Here is a 16,111-nt window from a genome sequence, read left to right on the forward strand (position 1 = left end):
ATTTGAGCTGATTTATCAAACTATACGAAACTGCTATTTATCGTCCATGTGATATTTTTAACTTGGTGATCCTAACTTTTTCTACGCTAGTACATACCATTATTTCTTGATTAAAAATAACAAGATTATTACCCGTACTATCGAGAGAACTCGCAAACTTAATGCCGTCAACGCCTGTAAAAACTTTGATGAATTCACAGATAAATTGAGTTGGAATATAGTCCAGATCTGAGTCGAATCGTCTCATAGGTTGGGATAAGTCTAAGCTGATCTTTTGCCTCAGCAATGTGCCTTTAATCTTTTTATTAATCTCGTTAGGGTGATAAAGGGAGGGGGTTTCTGTAAAATCAGCAATAGCAACTCTTGTAGTAACCGTTGAATCTAATTGAAATTTAGCTACCGTGACCTCATCCAAAAAAGTGGCTCGCACCTCATAAAGTGTTGTCGACAAATTGTCACTAAGGTACAAGTACGGAATACCTATTGGATTAGCACGACCTGAAGTCGTTAAATATTTAGGAGGACAAAGCATTTCTGTTTCATTAAAAGGATCTTGCCCCTCTTTTTGATGAAGTCTCGCTCGATAAAAAATATCACTTGGGCTTATGACAACTTGGCTTTGAAAAAAACTGTCCCAGCCAAGATCTTCTGTTAAATAATTGATATCTGTAAAATATCTTTTTTCCCACTTGAGTTGCTCTTTTAGCTGCTCCCAATAGTTTATGTTTTCATAGATTTCATCTATATAATCAGCACCATCACTCGCGCGAATAAAGTTTGTATCAATATTTTGTATAACATAATTTAGAACTTTATCTGCACACGTTTGGTTTTTAAAAAAACTCCAATCTCCCTGTAACAATTTAGATAAAGACGTTCCATGCTCTTTTGGAACTAAGTTAGTAAATAGTTCTGCAAAAAAACCATATAGCTCATCAACCCTGACAACGTCTACATCTAATGTTTTGCAAAAATCACATTGATTAATCTCACGCTGAGATATAATAAAGCCAATTATTTCAGTATCTGAAAAACATTCTTTACAAACAAATTTCATATATTAAATTGACCTTATATTAATTCATTTATAACTAACACATGATTTTTAATCGATATTTTTTTAACTGTACCTAAGCCTGGGTATTTTTTATCAGTAAAATATTTTCTCAGTTCATCTATCGCAATATTATCCAATGGTAATGAATCACAAAAAGTGATGGCCTTCTTTGTTGCCTCTGCGAATTTACCTTGTACGTTTTCTATTGAATCATTAGATTCAGATGTAAAATGGCTAATCCAAACCTCATTAGTAACCTCACTCTTCGGATAGGTGAGATGGATCACCACCGCCCTAGGAGTACTACCACCATCGACAAAATCACTAGGCAATATCGTATAATCAGAGAAACCTTGGTAGCCATCCTCTTTATAATAGAGATGCTCCTCAGTAAATTTATGCGCAGCTATATCCAAAAAATCGGAATTTCTTTGTTGTTTTTCAAATAAATCATCTAATCTAATGTAGTTTATATCAAGTAATTTCATATACTTGTCTAACCCTCGATACTTATTAGGGTCTAATAACATTAAATGGGAAATTTCATCTCGGGTAGATAATTCTTTCAACTGTTCTTCATCAGAAAATTTATCTAAACAAACTATCAAGCAATTTTCCAGATTATACTTATCTATACAAGAAAGAATATAATTACTGTTATCGGTATATATAAATGCAGGTAAATATGTTTCCCCATTTAATTCTTTCAAGTAATTCAATACATCATATCTATCCCCTGCAATCTCACCACAACAAGGATTAACGATGAGAAAAGCCTTAAAATTTTTCTCTTGAAAAATATTACATGCTAAATTCAATCCACTAAAACTAGATTTAACAGGTTCTAAAACCGGCATTACCTTATTATTTACAATGCCAGATGTAGCGAGTTCCCTTAAGGAAATCAGTTCAAACTGCCTTGCTCTTAAATATGGAAAATACATAGTTTACACCGTATTCGTTTTTAGTTTACTAATCAAATCCTCTCTATCCGTCTTTTTTAAATTTAAAGAAAGGCATATCTGATTAAGCTCATTATTTAGTTTATTAAAAAACAAATTATTAACTTTTCGTTCCTTCATTGCTTCAATAAACAAATGATTCAACTGATTATTTTCAATACTTGAAATTAACTCCTTACAAATATCAAATTGATTAAATGAGTTCATCATTGGCAACTCTTTATAGTAATTTTTTGATATTTTTAAATATTCCTTAGTGTGCAAAACATTCATCAATGTATCAATATCAACATGCTGATTTACTTTTGGCTTACGTTCTAAGTTAAACGCATTACAATCATTACTATATGAAATAACCCCAATAGAATTATCAAAATCGATATATCGCCCCAAATGCTCATGAGGGACGATAATATAAACCTCATTAAATAATTTTTTATACTCTTGGAGTTGATTAGATAACCGATAATCCTTATCTAAAATAGACTTAATTTCAAAAGCTTTCGATACACCATTAAACATAGCTAAATCTGCAATGGCATTTCCAATGCGAAATTCATTAAATATTATGGAACTATTACATCCCAATTCTTTTTTAAGCCACTGATTTAAAAATTCATTTTTTAAAACATACTCATTGGGATAATGCTTTAGCAATAACTTATAGGTCTTTTTTACAAAAGATAAATAGGTTTTACCTTTGTATTTTTCATATAGCTGATATCTATGTAGTTTTACATCAATTGATTTAAAATCGCCTTTAAACCAACGCGATACCTCACTTCTCAAAAAAAGAGAAGATAAGTCTCTAAGCTGATTCGAAGGATATGACATTTTATGTACTCTTTTCAGTATGGATCATTTATGCGTTTATTCTCTTCTATTATCTAACACCTTGAGCCATTATTCAATAACATAAATTTTACTTATTAATTGATGTGATTCGTAAAAATAGCAAACCACTGTCAGTGGCAAACGTACAATTTGTAATCTTTCGGTAATATTGTGGCTTAAGACCTTTTCCATTTTGAAGTGAGTCTTCAGAATAAAATGTCTTCTTCCTCCTCGTCTTCACCAAGGCAAAAAAAACATAAAAGTAAGAACTAAGAATAATTCCGTAATTCCTATATATTAAATATTTGAACTTTGATATTTATTGTCAATATTATGATGAGATAGGCACTACTTATATGTCTGGTAATAGGTCAATCACCCCACTAAAAATCATTGCTTCTGGTGTGGCACTACCTGAAAACAAAATTTACTCCTCAATGCTTGATGAAAAGCTCAATAAACCAAAAGGTTTTGTTGAAAAACATTCAGGTATCGAATATCGCTTCCATGCAAGTCATACCGATTCACAAGCAGTGTTAGCTTCCCTGGCGATTCAAAATGCATTGCATGCGAACCATATCGTACCAAGCAGTATTGATATGCTAATTAATGCGTCTGCAATTCCCGTGCAAGCTTTGCCTTGCTCCGCAGCGCATATCCTTGAACAATCAAATTTAAATCAAGGGATTGCCTGCTTTGATGTTAATTCAAGTTGCATAAGCTTTATCACTGCGCTACAGGTTGCTGCGGGGTTATTAGCCACCAGTGCTTATCAACGCATTGCAATTGTTTCTGCGGATATCGCCTCGCGTGGTATTGATTGGCAAGATAAAGAATCATCGTTGATTTTTGGTGATGGTGCAGCTTGTGTTGTTGTGGAAAAAGGGGATGGGAATAGTGGAATTATTTCTTACACACACACCACTTATACCGCAGGCATTGATTTTTGTGAGATTCGCGCAGGTGGCACAAGACGCAATCCACGTGCAGGGATGACCGATGATGATTTTCTGTTCCATATGCAGGGGAAAAAATTGTTTCGCCTCGCATCTTCTTTGATTGAAGATTTTATGCAACAGGTTTCCAGTGAATCAGATATACAACTCAAACAAATTGGTACCGTGATCCCACACCAAGCAAGCCATCTTTCTTTAGAACATATGCGCCAACGTGTGGGCGTAACAACTGAGCAATTAGTCGATATCTACTGCCATCGTGGGAACCAAGTTGCGGCCTCTATCCCTTCAGCATTACACGAAGCAATTATCACAGGCCGTTTCTATGAAAAACCCAGTGCCATGCTAATTGGCACTGCCGCAGGGTTAGCGCTGTGCGCCATGGTATTAGTGCCATGAAGCTCCTCGTCACAGGTGCCACGAGTGGCCTTGGTAGAAATGCAAGTGAGTACTTACTGGGGCGAGGTTTTGAAGTCGTCACTTGTGGGCGAAACCCGCAAGCAGGAGAACAGCTAGTAAAGATGGGAGCTGAATTTATCTCTTGTGAACTGGCTCAGCTTTCTTTGCAACAGGCCAAAGAGATGATGACTGGCTGTGATGCCATTTGGCACTGCGCTGCTCTTTCTTCACCTTGGGGCAAACGTCAAGATTTTGAGACAACAAATGTTCATGCAACTCAAATTTTAGCTACCGCCGCGGGGGAAGCCAAAGTCTCACGCTTTATCCATATTTCCACCCCAGCCATTTATTTTAATTTCACCCACCAGCAAAATATTCATGAGTCCACGGTTAATAAACATTTCGCTAACCAATATGCCAGAACAAAATATTTAGCCGAAACTAGGATTGAGCAGTGCGTTAAGCAGTTTCCGACAACTCGTTACACTATTTTGCGCCCTCGAGGTTTATTTGGCCCCCATGACCGCGTTTTGCTACCGCGTTTGCTCGCCCAAATAAAATCACGTAAGGGAAAATTGGTGTTACCTAATGGGGGAAATAACCATTTTGACCTCACCTATGTGGGAAATGTGGTTCACAGCATGCAGTTGGCGACTTTCAAAGAAATACTCCCTAATGGCGCCATTTATAATATTACCAACCAACAGCCCCAAGCACTAAAACAGACATTAAATCAGTTATTTAGTGAGCTAAACTTAGATTGCGAAATTCGTTCAGCCCCTTACCCTTTACTGTATGTTATTGCCAGCCTATTAGAAGCCATTGGCTATTTAACGGGAAAAGAACCATTACTCACTCGCTATAGCCTTGGCGCAGCCTATTTCACCATGACATTAGATAACCAAAAAGCACAGCAAGAACTGGGTTACTATCCTTTATATAGTATGCAACAAGGTATTCATTTGACGGCTAAATGGCTGAAACAACAGGAGAACCCATGCTAAAAATTCATCAATATGAGGTGGGTTACTGCACACATCCAGGCTGTGTGGCTTTAAAAGGTGCTAGTTTTAAATCCTGTAAATTCCCAGCAAGAGCATGGCTGATTGAAGATGAACACCAGCGTTGGCTATTTGATACGGGTTATGCCACCCATTTTTATGATCATACGCGCCATGGCATTATGCGGTTATATCGAACCGTTACCCCAGTGTATTTCGAAAGCAAAGACGCCCTTGTCAATCAATTGGCTAATGATGGCTTAAAACCTAATGATATCAATGGGGTGATTTTGTCCCATTTTCATGGTGACCATATCGCGGGGCTACGTGACTTCCCTGACATCCCCATTATTTGCTCAGGAGATGGCTGGGCTAAAACACGCCCTTTAACAGGGTTTGCTGCATTGAAAAATGCCTTTGTCAGTGGTCTTCTACCAGAAGACTTTGAACAACGTACTGTATTTTATGAAGGTTTCCCAAAGGTGGCGTTACCGAATGAATTACAAGTTTTGGGCGAAGGCTATGCGGTAAATCAACAGAAGACGTTATTCATTGTGCCGCTTCCTGGGCATGCTGCAGGGCATATTGGTTTGTGTGTACTAACTGACTCAGGCTGGATATTGCTCGCAGGTGACGCAGCATGGTCTCCCACTAATTACCGTGAATTGCGCGGCCCTATGGCCATTGCCAATATCATCATGGATGATAAGCAGGCTTATTACGAAACACTCAATAAATTACATGAAATTGATAAACGCAATGTGGTTATCCAACTGTGCCACGAAGGGGATTTATTGTGATCCTCTCGATGCTTTGGCATTACTGGCGCGCTCGTCATTTGACGTTTCGCAACCGTGACGAGCTAGAAGCTTATCAACAAAAACGTTTGGCACATTTTAAGCGCAAAGTGTTATCGAAAAGCCCTTACTTTCAGCGATATATCAATCAGCCATTATCTAATTTTCCCATTATGAATAAACAAGTCATGATGGATAATTTTGATGAGATGAATACCGCCGGGCTTTCTAGCCAAAAACTTCTAGAATGTGCACAAAAAAGTGAGCAATCTCGGGATTTTGCCCCTAAAGTAGGGCGCTACAGTGTCGGGTTGTCCTCTGGAACCTCAGGCCGTCGAGGCCTTTTCGTTGTTAGCCCAGAAGAACAAAATGTTTGGTCTGGCAGCATGTTAGCTAAAATGCTACCTAAAAGTCTGTTTAGTGGTGAACGTGTTGCTTTATTTTTACGTGCTAATAATAACCTGTATGAAAGTGTCAATAACCGTTGGATTTCACTGCGTTTTTATGACCTTTTTGCAGATTTTGACCTGCAACTTACTGCACTTGAACAATATCAACCATCAATTATTGTTGCGCCAGCCCAAGTGCTATGCGCAATAGCTGACGCCATTAACCAACAGAAACTTCAACTAAATGTGCAGAAAGTCATTTCCGTGGCTGAAGTATTAGAACCCCATGATAAACAAAAATTACAGAATTGCTTCCCCAATGTTGGAGAGGTCTACCAAGCAACGGAAGGGTTTTTAGGCTGTACTTGTTCTCATGGTACTTTACACTTAAATGAAGCGTTTGTGCATATTGAGCCTAATTGGCTTGATAATAACCGTTTTTCGCCGATTATTACGGATTTTACCCGTAAAACACAGCCTATCGTTCGTTATCAACTGGATGATGTGTTAGTGGTGAAAAAAAACACCTGCCCATGTGGCTCCCCTGAAATGGCGATAGAACGCATTGAGGGTCGTTGTGATGATTTACTGCAACTTCCAGGCTATAACGGCAAAATGGTGACGATTTTTGCAGATCCCTGTGCGCGGGTTATTGTGAATCACTTACCTGTTACTGCTGATTTCCGCTTAACACAGCAAGGCAACTCATTATATTTACAGGCTGAATGCTCTCCCATGGAGTTATCCCATTGCCAGCAACAGCTAGCAAGTTACTTTGCAAGCCAACACGTTGATATTACGCAATTAGATTGGCAATTATCATCAGCCGCTATTACGCAAGCACTCTCGGTTAAAAAGCGACGTATAACCCGTAAGGAAGTAAAATGAACAACAGGGAATTATTCACTCGCTTTATCTATTGCCTACTCGGCTGGGGAACCGTAGGTATTGTTTACCAATATACCGGGCAAGTGACTGGGCAAGCTCATATTTTACTCCCTAGTGAACTAGATAATGCCGTCCCATTTTCCCCCGATGCCATCTGGCTTTACCTCTCCTTTTTTCTGTTTATCCCACTTGGGTATTTTCTCTGTCCCCTAAGAAAAGCGCGCCCACTTATGTATGCCATGCAACTCTGTGCGCTGGTTTCTGGGGCTGTTTATTTGTGCTACCCCACGACTATGCTGTACCACGATTACGACTTATCAACCTTATCCGGACTGGCTTTATCTGCTTTAATGAATATTGATAGCCCACAAAATTTACTACCTTCTCTACATGTCTCATTGACTCTCGTCGTACTGAATGCATTATGGTCAACACAACAAAAATTTCGCACGGTTCTAGCCGTAATTTGGGCCCTTGCTATTTGTGCTTCTGTATTGGTGTTAAAACGCCATTTATTTATTGATGTGGCCACTGGCGCACTCACCGCTTGTGGGGCATTAGTGATTGTTCACACTGCGAAGTTTGTCTTAAAGAGAAACACTAATGAATGAATTAACCTTTCCGATTGTTTTCATGTTAGCGGTTGTGGTCGCAGAAGGTTTGGTGATAGCCAAAACACAAAAAGGAACCGTTAGCTGGCAAGAATTGGTGTTCAACCTGAACTCTGGCCATATTATGCTGTGGCTGTTTAGAGGGTTAGAGATTTTTTGTTACGGCTTTGTCGTGACCCACTACTCATTCAATCTCGTTGAAAACTGGCCAACCGCACTGGTGTGGGTGTTTACGATTTTTGCTTGGGACTTTGGCTTTTACTGGCTACACCGTTTACACCATACTTACCGTGTTTTATGGGCCGTTCATGTGGTACATCACCAAGGGGAGCACTATAACCTATCATTAGGCGTGCGTAATTCGTGGTATTCATCACTCACATCAATCCCATTCTTTATGTTGCTGGCGCTAATGGGGATCCCTTTAGAAGTGTTTATCACCGTTTCAATATTGCACTATACCATTCAATTTTTTAACCACAGTGCGCTGATCCCGCGTTTGGGTTGGTTGGAGAAATTTATGGTAACGCCACAGCACCACCGAGTTCACCATGTGAAAGAAGGGCACTATTCCAACCGTAATTTTGGTGGCAGTTTTATTTTTTGGGACAAACTATTTGGCACATTTTCCAAATTGCCTGAAACGAAACACCATTTTGGCATCAAAGGGGCTCCTGCTTCTGAAAACCCATTTATTGATAGTAATTTGCCTTTTTGGCGTATCATTAAACGTCGCAGTCAACCCAAGGAAAAACCCGCACCATTATTTCGCGTGAACCAAATCGCATTAGTAATGGGAACACTTCTCCTATTTAGCCTAGTTATTGGTTATGTCTATATTTATGGCTATGGTTATCAGGGAACGACTCAACAGCAAGTGATTTTATTTATCTTATTAGCCTTAGGTACCGTGGCACTATCAGGTATTTCAGATGGCCGCAAAATTGGCCTGATGAGCTGGTTTTTTATCGCTTGCTTACTATTAATTTGCATTTTATTTATTTGGCAATGGACAACGCCATTTTGGGTAATTTTTACCACTGCTCTGTGGCTGCATAGTTTATTAATGTTACTTGGCATCGGCAGAAAACCCATACAGGTGCGTGATGTCGCCTGAGCCACTAAGGCCGTTAGGCTACCAACACCGCCATGATCAAGCGTTCCAAAAAGCGTTGAACAAGGCCGCTAAACACTATTTACAACAGCGTGCAGATCACCGGTTCGCTGACTTACGCTTTTATTTAAAAAGCTTGGTTTTAATCTTGTGCTGCCTAGGCAGTTACGGCATAGCGCTATGTGTTAACGCGTCTTGGGCTTTTTTTATTTTTTATCCCCTGTTTATCTGCTTCGCATTATTATTGGCGATTAATTTAGTTCATGATGCTTCCCATAATGCGATTTTCAAACAGGCCAAAGCCAATTATTTGCTCAATTTTTGGGTCACTATTCCGTTGGGTTTAGACCCTGAATGTTGGCGAGTCAGGCATATTATTTTTCACCATGCTCACACCAACATTCGTCATTATGATTTAGATATCGAAGAAAATTTTGTCTTGCGCCAAACCCCTTATCAGCGCTGGTACCCGTTTATGCGAGCTCAGCATCTGTATTGGCCATTAATTGCCGCAATGACTTTCCCTGCATTGATTTGGTTCTTTGATTGGATGGACAGATTTCATTTGACGCGCGTCGCTCCTCATATGCGCCATCAAGGCCGTCGTGGTATTGGGGCATTTTTATTGGCTAAGTTACTACATTTGATTGTTGCAATAGTCATACCTGCGTTTGTTATCACTGATACCAGTTTAGGTACCTTGCTACTCACTTACTTATTTAGCCAAATGCTTGCCTCCCTCGTATTTGTTGTATTAATACTTGGCACCCATTGGGCGAAAGCAACTTTTTATACGCCCCCCAAAGAAGGCAATATGCCGCATGGTTTTTATACTCATACTTTTTCAACCACTTATGATTGGCAAACCACACCTCGTTGGCTAACCTATTGGTTAGGCGGGTTAAACTTACATCTTACACATCATTTATTTCCGAATTGGAACCACCGCCATTACCCTGCACTTGCTAAGATCATTGAGCAAACCGCCGAACAGTTTTCGATGGATTATCATTGTATTAGCGCGAAAGAACTGTTTGTTTACCAACAACAATTTTTAAAAGAGATGGGAACGGGCAAGCAAGCGGATGAGCACTGAGCCAAACAACCCAGTGCTTACTTCGCTATATTGATTATCTGTCGATAATAATATTTTGATTTATGACGCTTTTTTCACTATTACCTACCATCTGAGCAAATTTCTCTAACGGGTCAGTCCGAAAAGCATACAAACGTTTGAGCGCAAAAGGGTTATCCCCCAATTTAACTTTTCCTTGAATGGTCGTGACGGCAAGATGTAGCCCCGCATCTTTAGCCGCATCCATCGCTGATTGGTTATAACCACCAAATGGATATGCAAGGTAACGCTGCTCAGGTTCGAAACGGCTTAGAATTCTCATCGACCGTTTGAAATCCAACATGATCGTATGTTCTTTCCGGCTAAATAAAATGGGTGAATTATGATTATCTAAACGATGTAAAAAGTGAGTATGAGATTGGATATTAAAAACGTCTCGGCTATCTTTTATCTCTTGTTTATTCATAAATTGTAAGTCATGCGCTGACCATTTTTGTGGCTGTGTTTTAATCCGCGAAGAAATAATAAATAGCGTCGCCTGCTGGCGGTTATGCCTTAAAATCGGTAATGCATAGCGATAAACTGATTTTAAACCATCATCAAATGTCAGCACGACTGCTTTACCTGGTAAGTTAGCAGATTTATTCAGATAATCTTCCACATCGGCAAGCGAAAGCGTTTGGTAACCCGCCTGTTTTAAATAATTCATTTGTTCACGAAATGCTTCCACAGATGTCGTCGTTGACGTGTCACGAAAATGCTTATTTTCACTGTCTTTGAGAATATGGTGATAAGTTAAAATTGGAATGCCTTTATCTAATGCTACATCATCTAAACGCACATAGCCCAGCCTATCCCCTAGGCGAATCGTTAGCCAAGCACTCTTTTCTCCTGCTTTATCCGTTTTAATCATCCGCGCTAACACAGGGTAGCGCAGGTTTTCCCATAAAGAGGCAATTTGCTTACTATTACTCTGAGTTGAGTTATATACCGCTGTTTTTTGGTGCGTGACCAAATAATCATAAATGGGATTTTGTAAATCATTTAGCCTATCCACTTCAGGTACATAACGCGGTTTTTGGTTAGAAAACGATACTGTTTTTACAAAGGCATACCCATTGCCAAACTGCATTGCACAGTAATCCCCCGAAGGAGAATAGGCATAAAAACCGTGTTCTGCATTGAGTTCTGCGACGGCTCGCATTTCTCCAGCAATCATCGCAAAAATAATTTCAGGCTGTTTTGTTTGCACTAGCTTTGGTGGGATGTCTGCCAACTGCCAATCGTCAGTGTTGTTGACGGTCTCAGAAGCCAAAGATTGGGGAAGATAATTCGTAAATAAAATACAAAGCAATAAAAGAAATCGTTTAGACATGTTTTATCCACTATAAAGCTGGGTTTCCGCCATTATTCTAAACCTACTCTAGATTGAACCCCATACCCTGATAAAAATTTTTATTGTTCCCTGCTTCCCATTATTTTCACCTATTAAGCTGTTATACCAATTTTAAAGATACGCCATAATCTATCATACAAAATAAAGAGATCTAGCTCATATTTATCAGTAAAAAGCGCCATATAGGCACAATCTGTAAATCATTTGACAGTTTAATCCACTTCCCACTGTTAGATTGGCATTCAACCACCTTACAACACCTGGGAACAACAATGAAAATAAAAGAAATTAGTACTTTTATCATGCACGTACCTGTCACTAATGACCTAATTGGTGACTCAACTCACAGCATTACCCATTGGGGGATGCCGGGTGTCATGATCAAAACAGAATGTGGATTAGTCGGTTATGGCCACACAGGGACACATGCCGACATTACCACTGACCGTTTAATCACCACTATTATTGAAGATGTTTTCGGCCCAATGTTACTCGGCGAAGACCCAACAGAAGTGCGCTATTTACATCGAAAACTCACTCGCAGCTCAACCAATATCTGGGTAGGTCGTGGTGGTTTGATGCAAATGGCGATTTCTGCCATCGATATCGCCCTTTGGGACCTTAAAGCTAAAGCCGCAGATCAGCCGCTATGGCAACTGTTTGGCGGTTCAAAACACAATAAAGTTAACGCCTATAACACCGACTGCGGTTGGTTAGTGCGTAGCCAAGAAGACTTAGTCGATGATTGTAAAAAAATGATCTTCGAAGAAGGCTTCAAAGCAATAAAAATGAAAATTGGTAAACCAGATCCACGCGAAGATCTACAACGTATTGAAGCTGTTCGTAACGCAATTGGCGACGATATCGACCTAATGGTCGATGCAAACGGTAAATGGGATATCAGTATTGCCAAGCAATATGGCCACCGTTTAAATGATTTCAATATTAAGTGGTTTGAAGAACCATTATGGCATGATGATGTCGCCAGCCATAAACAGCTTGCTGCTTATATGGATACACCTATCGCATTAGGTGAATTACTTTATCACAATGATTCATTTAAAGAATTTGTCTTGGCGGGTGCCGTTGATTACTTACAACCTGATGCAACACGCTGTGGCGGTTTAACAGCGGTATGGGAAATTGCTGACTTAGGTATGGCATTTAATTTACCCGTGACACCACACCATGGCGATATGATGCAGGCACAATTGCATCTGGTAATGGCACATCCCGCTTGTTCTTTACTGGAATTTATTCCATGGACATTGGATTGCTTTGTTGACCCAGTCGAAGTCATTGATGGTGTTTATACCACACCAACCGCGCCTGGGGCAGGTACGACGTTAAAACCTGAAGCATTAGCCAAATTTAACGTGAAATAATGATCATTCCCTTTTTCAATATTTTATTTCTAACAACATGAAAAAGGGAAATTAATAACAAGAATTATTCATTTTAAATTACTTATTTATACTCTGAATAATTCATGGTGCAATCAACAACACTGCAACTTGAAGTATGACGAGTACATTAGCTCTATACTCTACTCTGCTGGTTATTCAGCGGCGGGCTAAACACATAATAAAAATGAATAGATAACATTACTATCTTACAAAAAACTGGGGTGAACCATGTCCACCAATACGGATCATTTATCATCGGCTACCAGCAAAGCAATACGAAAAATAATACCTATGGTGGTATTAATGTTCATATTGGCTTATTTAGACCGTTCAAATATTGGTTTTGCAAAACAAGAGTTTCAATTAACAACTGGGTTAAGTGACGCTGCATACGCATTTGGCGCAGGGATCTTTTTTATCGGCTACGCACTATTTGAAGTGCCAAGTAATATTCTGTTGTACCGAATTGGCGCTCGGGTATGGTTATCACGCATTATGGTCACATGGGGGCTAGTCTCTGCCGCCATGATGTTTGCTCATGATGAAACCACCTTTATTGTGCTGCGTTTCTTACTTGGTGTCAGTGAAGCGGGCTTCTTTCCGGGGGTTATTCTGTATTTAACCTTCTGGTTCCCACAAAATATCCGGGCACGGGTGACAGGCTACTTCTTATTTGGGGCACCACTGGCGTTTATCATTGGCGGCCCATTATCTGGCTCATTATTGTCGTTGGAAGGAACTTCATTTGCCTTCGGTTTATACGGCTGGCAGTTAATGTTTGTCGTAGAAGGCTTATTAGCATCTATTGTCGGGATTTGGGTGTTCTTTTACCTTGATGACCGCCCTGAAAAAGCCAAATGGCTGACAGCTGAGGAAAAAAGTGCACTTTCCGCTAAATTAGCCTTGGAAGAAGATGCCAAAGCAGGCCATAGCCCGAAAGGCGCCTTGAGAGCATTATTAGATATGCGCGTTCTCTACCTGTGTCTGATTTGGTTTACCGTTCAAGTATGTGGCTATGGGATTTATTTCTTCTTACCAACCCAAATCGGTACGTTGTTGGGCAGTAAAGTCGGCATACTTGTAGGCTTTGTTACCGCCATTCCACCACTGTGTGCGGCAATTGCGGTTTATTATGTACCTCGTATTTCAGAACGTCTAAAAGAACGTCGTAAAGTCGCTGCCATCACCTTTATGTTAGGTGCTGCGGGAATTGCGGTTTCTGGTTTATTCGATAGCATTCCCGTCATTGCGATTATTGCCCTGTGTGTGGCAGCGGCTGGTCACTTGGCGATGCAGCCTCTGTATTGGAGCTTCCCATCTGCATACTTAGGCGGCACCGCAGCTGCATCGGGTATTGCTTTGATTAACTCAGTGGGTAACTTAGGTGGTTTTGTGGCACCAAACTTACGAGTTTGGGCTGAAACTACCTTTGAATCTGCCCGTGCAGGACTCTATTTTATCGCATTGGTCACCTTTATCGGTGGTCTGTTGATTCTGACATTAAAAAGATTAGGTATTGAAAAACGATTTGAAGATTAATTAATTATCTTTTAAATCCCTCCCGAGCCACATTAATGGCTCGGGTTTTCTATTACCTTATTTCTTATTTATGAGGTTTACTCGAATATTACGGCGGTTCATGATTGAACATAACCCTACCAAATGTCATGATAAAGTTAGCCAATCATGCAGGGAGCATTCAGATGAACATTGCGGTACAAAACAGCCAATTAGTTCTAACGCATGAAAATATTCTTGAAATATTAAAAACAAATAGTTGGTTTAGTAACTTACCTGATTATTTGATTTCCATCTTAATGACATGCGCCACATTACGTTTCTATCCAGATGGTGAAATGGTTCACTATCAGGGTGACCCTGCTCGTGGTCTATATGCGGTGATTCAAGGTTCAGTAAAAGTAAGTTCAATTTCCTCAGATGGCCGTGAATGTGTATTTCGCTATCTTTCACCAGGCAATTGGTTTGGCGAAATTGCCATGCTAGATAAATCAGCGCGCACCCATGATGCCAAAGCGATTAGCCCAACCATATTACTGACGATATCACCGAAAGACTTAACCATGATCTTGGAAAAACACCCCGTTTTTTACCAATTTCTGAATATTTTACTCTGCAAAGTGATTCGTAATGCCTTTACCATTATCAATGACAGTGCCTTATTATCTGTTTCAGCCCGACTCGCCAAACGCTTATTGAGCTTAGCAGAAGGCTATGGCGAACCTCATGAAAAAGGAATTCAACTAAGCTTATATCTCACACAAGATGACTTAGCGACCATCATTAATACCACACGGCAAACCATCAATAAGCGTTTAGTCGCATGGGAAAAACTAGGCTGGATTGATGCAAAATACGGGAAAATTATTTTAGTTAACCTCCCCGCGCTGAAGCAAATATCGGAAGATGATGAGGAATAACTAGCTGTTATCATCCATGGTTGGGCTATCTGCGAAAAAGTAGCGGTCCATGGTGAACTCGAAGTCATCACTGGTCGCGTTGAATAACATTTTTTTGGTATTTTCCAAATGTTGCCACATAGCTTGCCGCGCCCCTTTAGGGTCTCGACGCGCTAACGCCTGCAAAATTTGGTCATGTTCATCGCACCAGCTCTCAATAGAACGGTTATCAATATGCTCATGAAGCTTGAGCCAGTAAGGGTTACGTAAGCGTTGGCTCCACATTTGCTCAACGATCACCACCATCGCACTGTTATGGGTCGACGCGGCAATTTGCATGTGAAAAGCAAGATCCCATGTTGAATCACGAAAACGATCCTCTTTGCGAGCATGCTTTTGAATATCAACTAGTTTTAAAATATCTTCTTTGGTGGCTTGGGTCGCGGCAAACTCGGCGATATGGCTTTCAATCAGTTGCCTTGCTTGCAAGAGCTCAAACGGCCCACAGCGGCTAAACTCTAATCCCGTTTCTGTATTGACTGAGTTATTAGACCGGTTACTAATAACATGTATGCCAGATCCTTTGCGTACATCCACATAGCCTTCTACTTCTAACATAATGATGGCTTCACGGATCACAGTACGGCTCACCTTCATTTCGTCAGCAAGTAACCGTTCCGCAGGTAATTTAGTGCCAACTGGGTATTCGTCATTTTCGATACGTTCTTTGACCAGAGCCGCAACTTGTTGGTATAGGCGCGGTTCACTCTCTTGTGAGCTCATTATTTTCTCCTTTCACATAACCACCC

15 protein-coding genes are annotated in these 16,111 nt (G+C 40.1%); 10 read left to right on the plus strand and 5 right to left on the minus strand.

Annotated features, from left to right (window positions below; genetic code table 11):
- Positions 1–37: 37 nt before the first annotated feature.
- The 3 genes from M1F25_RS18060 to M1F25_RS18070 are packed head-to-tail and all read right to left on the minus strand — an operon-like array spanning position 38 to position 2,853.
- A complete protein-coding gene (locus tag M1F25_RS18060) occupies positions 38–1,057 on the minus strand; it encodes an RES family NAD+ phosphorylase (protein WP_094961564.1) in 1,020 nt (339 codons plus the stop codon).
- A 14-nt stretch (positions 1,058–1,071) separates the two neighbouring features.
- Positions 1,072–2,001 carry a sce7725 family protein gene (locus M1F25_RS18065; protein ID WP_094961565.1) on the minus strand — a complete coding sequence of 310 codons (930 nt, stop codon included), beginning with the start codon at positions 1,999–2,001 and terminating at the stop codon, positions 1,072–1,074.
- 3 nt (positions 2,002–2,004) lie between these two features.
- Positions 2,005–2,853 (minus strand): sce7726 family protein, encoded by an 849-nt coding sequence (locus M1F25_RS18070; RefSeq protein ID WP_094961566.1) that lies wholly within the window; start codon positions 2,851–2,853, stop codon positions 2,005–2,007.
- Positions 2,854–3,209: 356 nt separating this feature from the next.
- On the opposite strand from M1F25_RS18070, the gene M1F25_RS18075 reads away from it, so the two are divergent.
- From M1F25_RS18075 to M1F25_RS18105, 7 genes are read left to right on the plus strand one after another with little or no spacing between them, the layout of a single operon-like run.
- Entirely contained in the window at positions 3,210–4,208 is a 999-nt protein-coding gene (locus tag M1F25_RS18075) for a 3-oxoacyl-[acyl-carrier-protein] synthase III C-terminal domain-containing protein (protein ID WP_094961567.1), read from the plus strand.
- Positions 4,205–5,212, plus strand: a complete 1,008-nt coding sequence (locus M1F25_RS18080) for an NAD-dependent epimerase/dehydratase family protein (protein WP_094961568.1) — start codon at positions 4,205–4,207, stop codon at positions 5,210–5,212. The genes M1F25_RS18075 and M1F25_RS18080 overlap by 4 nt, the downstream gene beginning before the upstream one ends.
- Positions 5,206–6,009 (plus strand): MBL fold metallo-hydrolase, encoded by an 804-nt coding sequence (locus M1F25_RS18085; protein WP_094961569.1) that lies wholly within the window; start codon positions 5,206–5,208, stop codon positions 6,007–6,009. The genes M1F25_RS18080 and M1F25_RS18085 overlap by 7 nt, the downstream gene beginning before the upstream one ends.
- Positions 6,003–7,283 carry a F390 synthetase-related protein gene (locus M1F25_RS18090; RefSeq protein ID WP_172412240.1) on the plus strand — a complete coding sequence of 427 codons (1,281 nt, stop codon included), beginning with the start codon at positions 6,003–6,005 and terminating at the stop codon, positions 7,281–7,283. Before M1F25_RS18085 ends, M1F25_RS18090 begins: the two co-directional genes overlap by 7 nt.
- On the plus strand, positions 7,280–7,894 hold the full coding sequence (locus tag M1F25_RS18095) for a phosphatase PAP2 family protein (protein ID WP_144140521.1): 615 nt from the start codon (positions 7,280–7,282) through the stop codon (positions 7,892–7,894). The genes M1F25_RS18090 and M1F25_RS18095 overlap by 4 nt, the downstream gene beginning before the upstream one ends.
- Complete coding sequence (locus M1F25_RS18100) at positions 7,887–9,011, plus strand: sterol desaturase family protein (RefSeq protein WP_181488675.1); 1,125 nt, start codon at positions 7,887–7,889, stop codon at positions 9,009–9,011. The genes M1F25_RS18095 and M1F25_RS18100 overlap by 8 nt, the downstream gene beginning before the upstream one ends.
- Complete coding sequence (locus tag M1F25_RS18105) at positions 9,001–10,104, plus strand: fatty acid desaturase family protein (protein WP_144140524.1); 1,104 nt, start codon at positions 9,001–9,003, stop codon at positions 10,102–10,104. Before M1F25_RS18100 ends, M1F25_RS18105 begins: the two co-directional genes overlap by 11 nt.
- Positions 10,105–10,138: 34 nt before the next feature.
- On the opposite strand, the gene M1F25_RS18110 is transcribed toward M1F25_RS18105, so the two are convergent.
- Positions 10,139–11,458 (minus strand): polysaccharide deacetylase family protein, encoded by a 1,320-nt coding sequence (locus M1F25_RS18110; protein ID WP_181488677.1) that lies wholly within the window; start codon positions 11,456–11,458, stop codon positions 10,139–10,141.
- 293 nt (positions 11,459–11,751) lie between these two features.
- On the opposite strand from M1F25_RS18110, the gene M1F25_RS18115 reads away from it, so the two are divergent.
- The 3 genes from M1F25_RS18115 to M1F25_RS18125 all read left to right on the plus strand — a co-directional run bounded on the left by M1F25_RS18115 (position 11,752) and on the right by M1F25_RS18125 (position 15,323).
- Positions 11,752–12,864, plus strand: a complete 1,113-nt coding sequence (locus M1F25_RS18115) for a mandelate racemase/muconate lactonizing enzyme family protein (RefSeq protein ID WP_004259162.1) — start codon at positions 11,752–11,754, stop codon at positions 12,862–12,864.
- A gap of 249 nt (positions 12,865–13,113) precedes the next feature.
- Complete coding sequence (locus M1F25_RS18120) at positions 13,114–14,424, plus strand: MFS transporter (RefSeq protein ID WP_094961574.1); 1,311 nt, start codon at positions 13,114–13,116, stop codon at positions 14,422–14,424.
- Positions 14,425–14,588: 164 nt separating this feature from the next.
- Positions 14,589–15,323: a Crp/Fnr family transcriptional regulator gene (locus M1F25_RS18125; RefSeq protein ID WP_099975398.1), complete on the plus strand. Its 735-nt coding sequence runs from the start codon at positions 14,589–14,591 to the stop codon at positions 15,321–15,323.
- Here the strand turns inward: M1F25_RS18125 and exuR are convergent, their stop codons facing one another.
- Complete coding sequence (gene exuR / locus M1F25_RS18130; protein WP_004259169.1) at positions 15,324–16,085, minus strand: transcriptional regulator ExuR; 762 nt, start codon at positions 16,083–16,085, stop codon at positions 15,324–15,326. It lies immediately after the preceding gene.
- Between the last annotated feature and the right edge of the window lie 26 nt (positions 16,086–16,111).

This window comes from Providencia sp. PROV109 (assembly GCF_033681625.1).
Classification (GTDB): domain Bacteria; phylum Pseudomonadota; class Gammaproteobacteria; order Enterobacterales; family Enterobacteriaceae; genus Providencia; species Providencia hangzhouensis.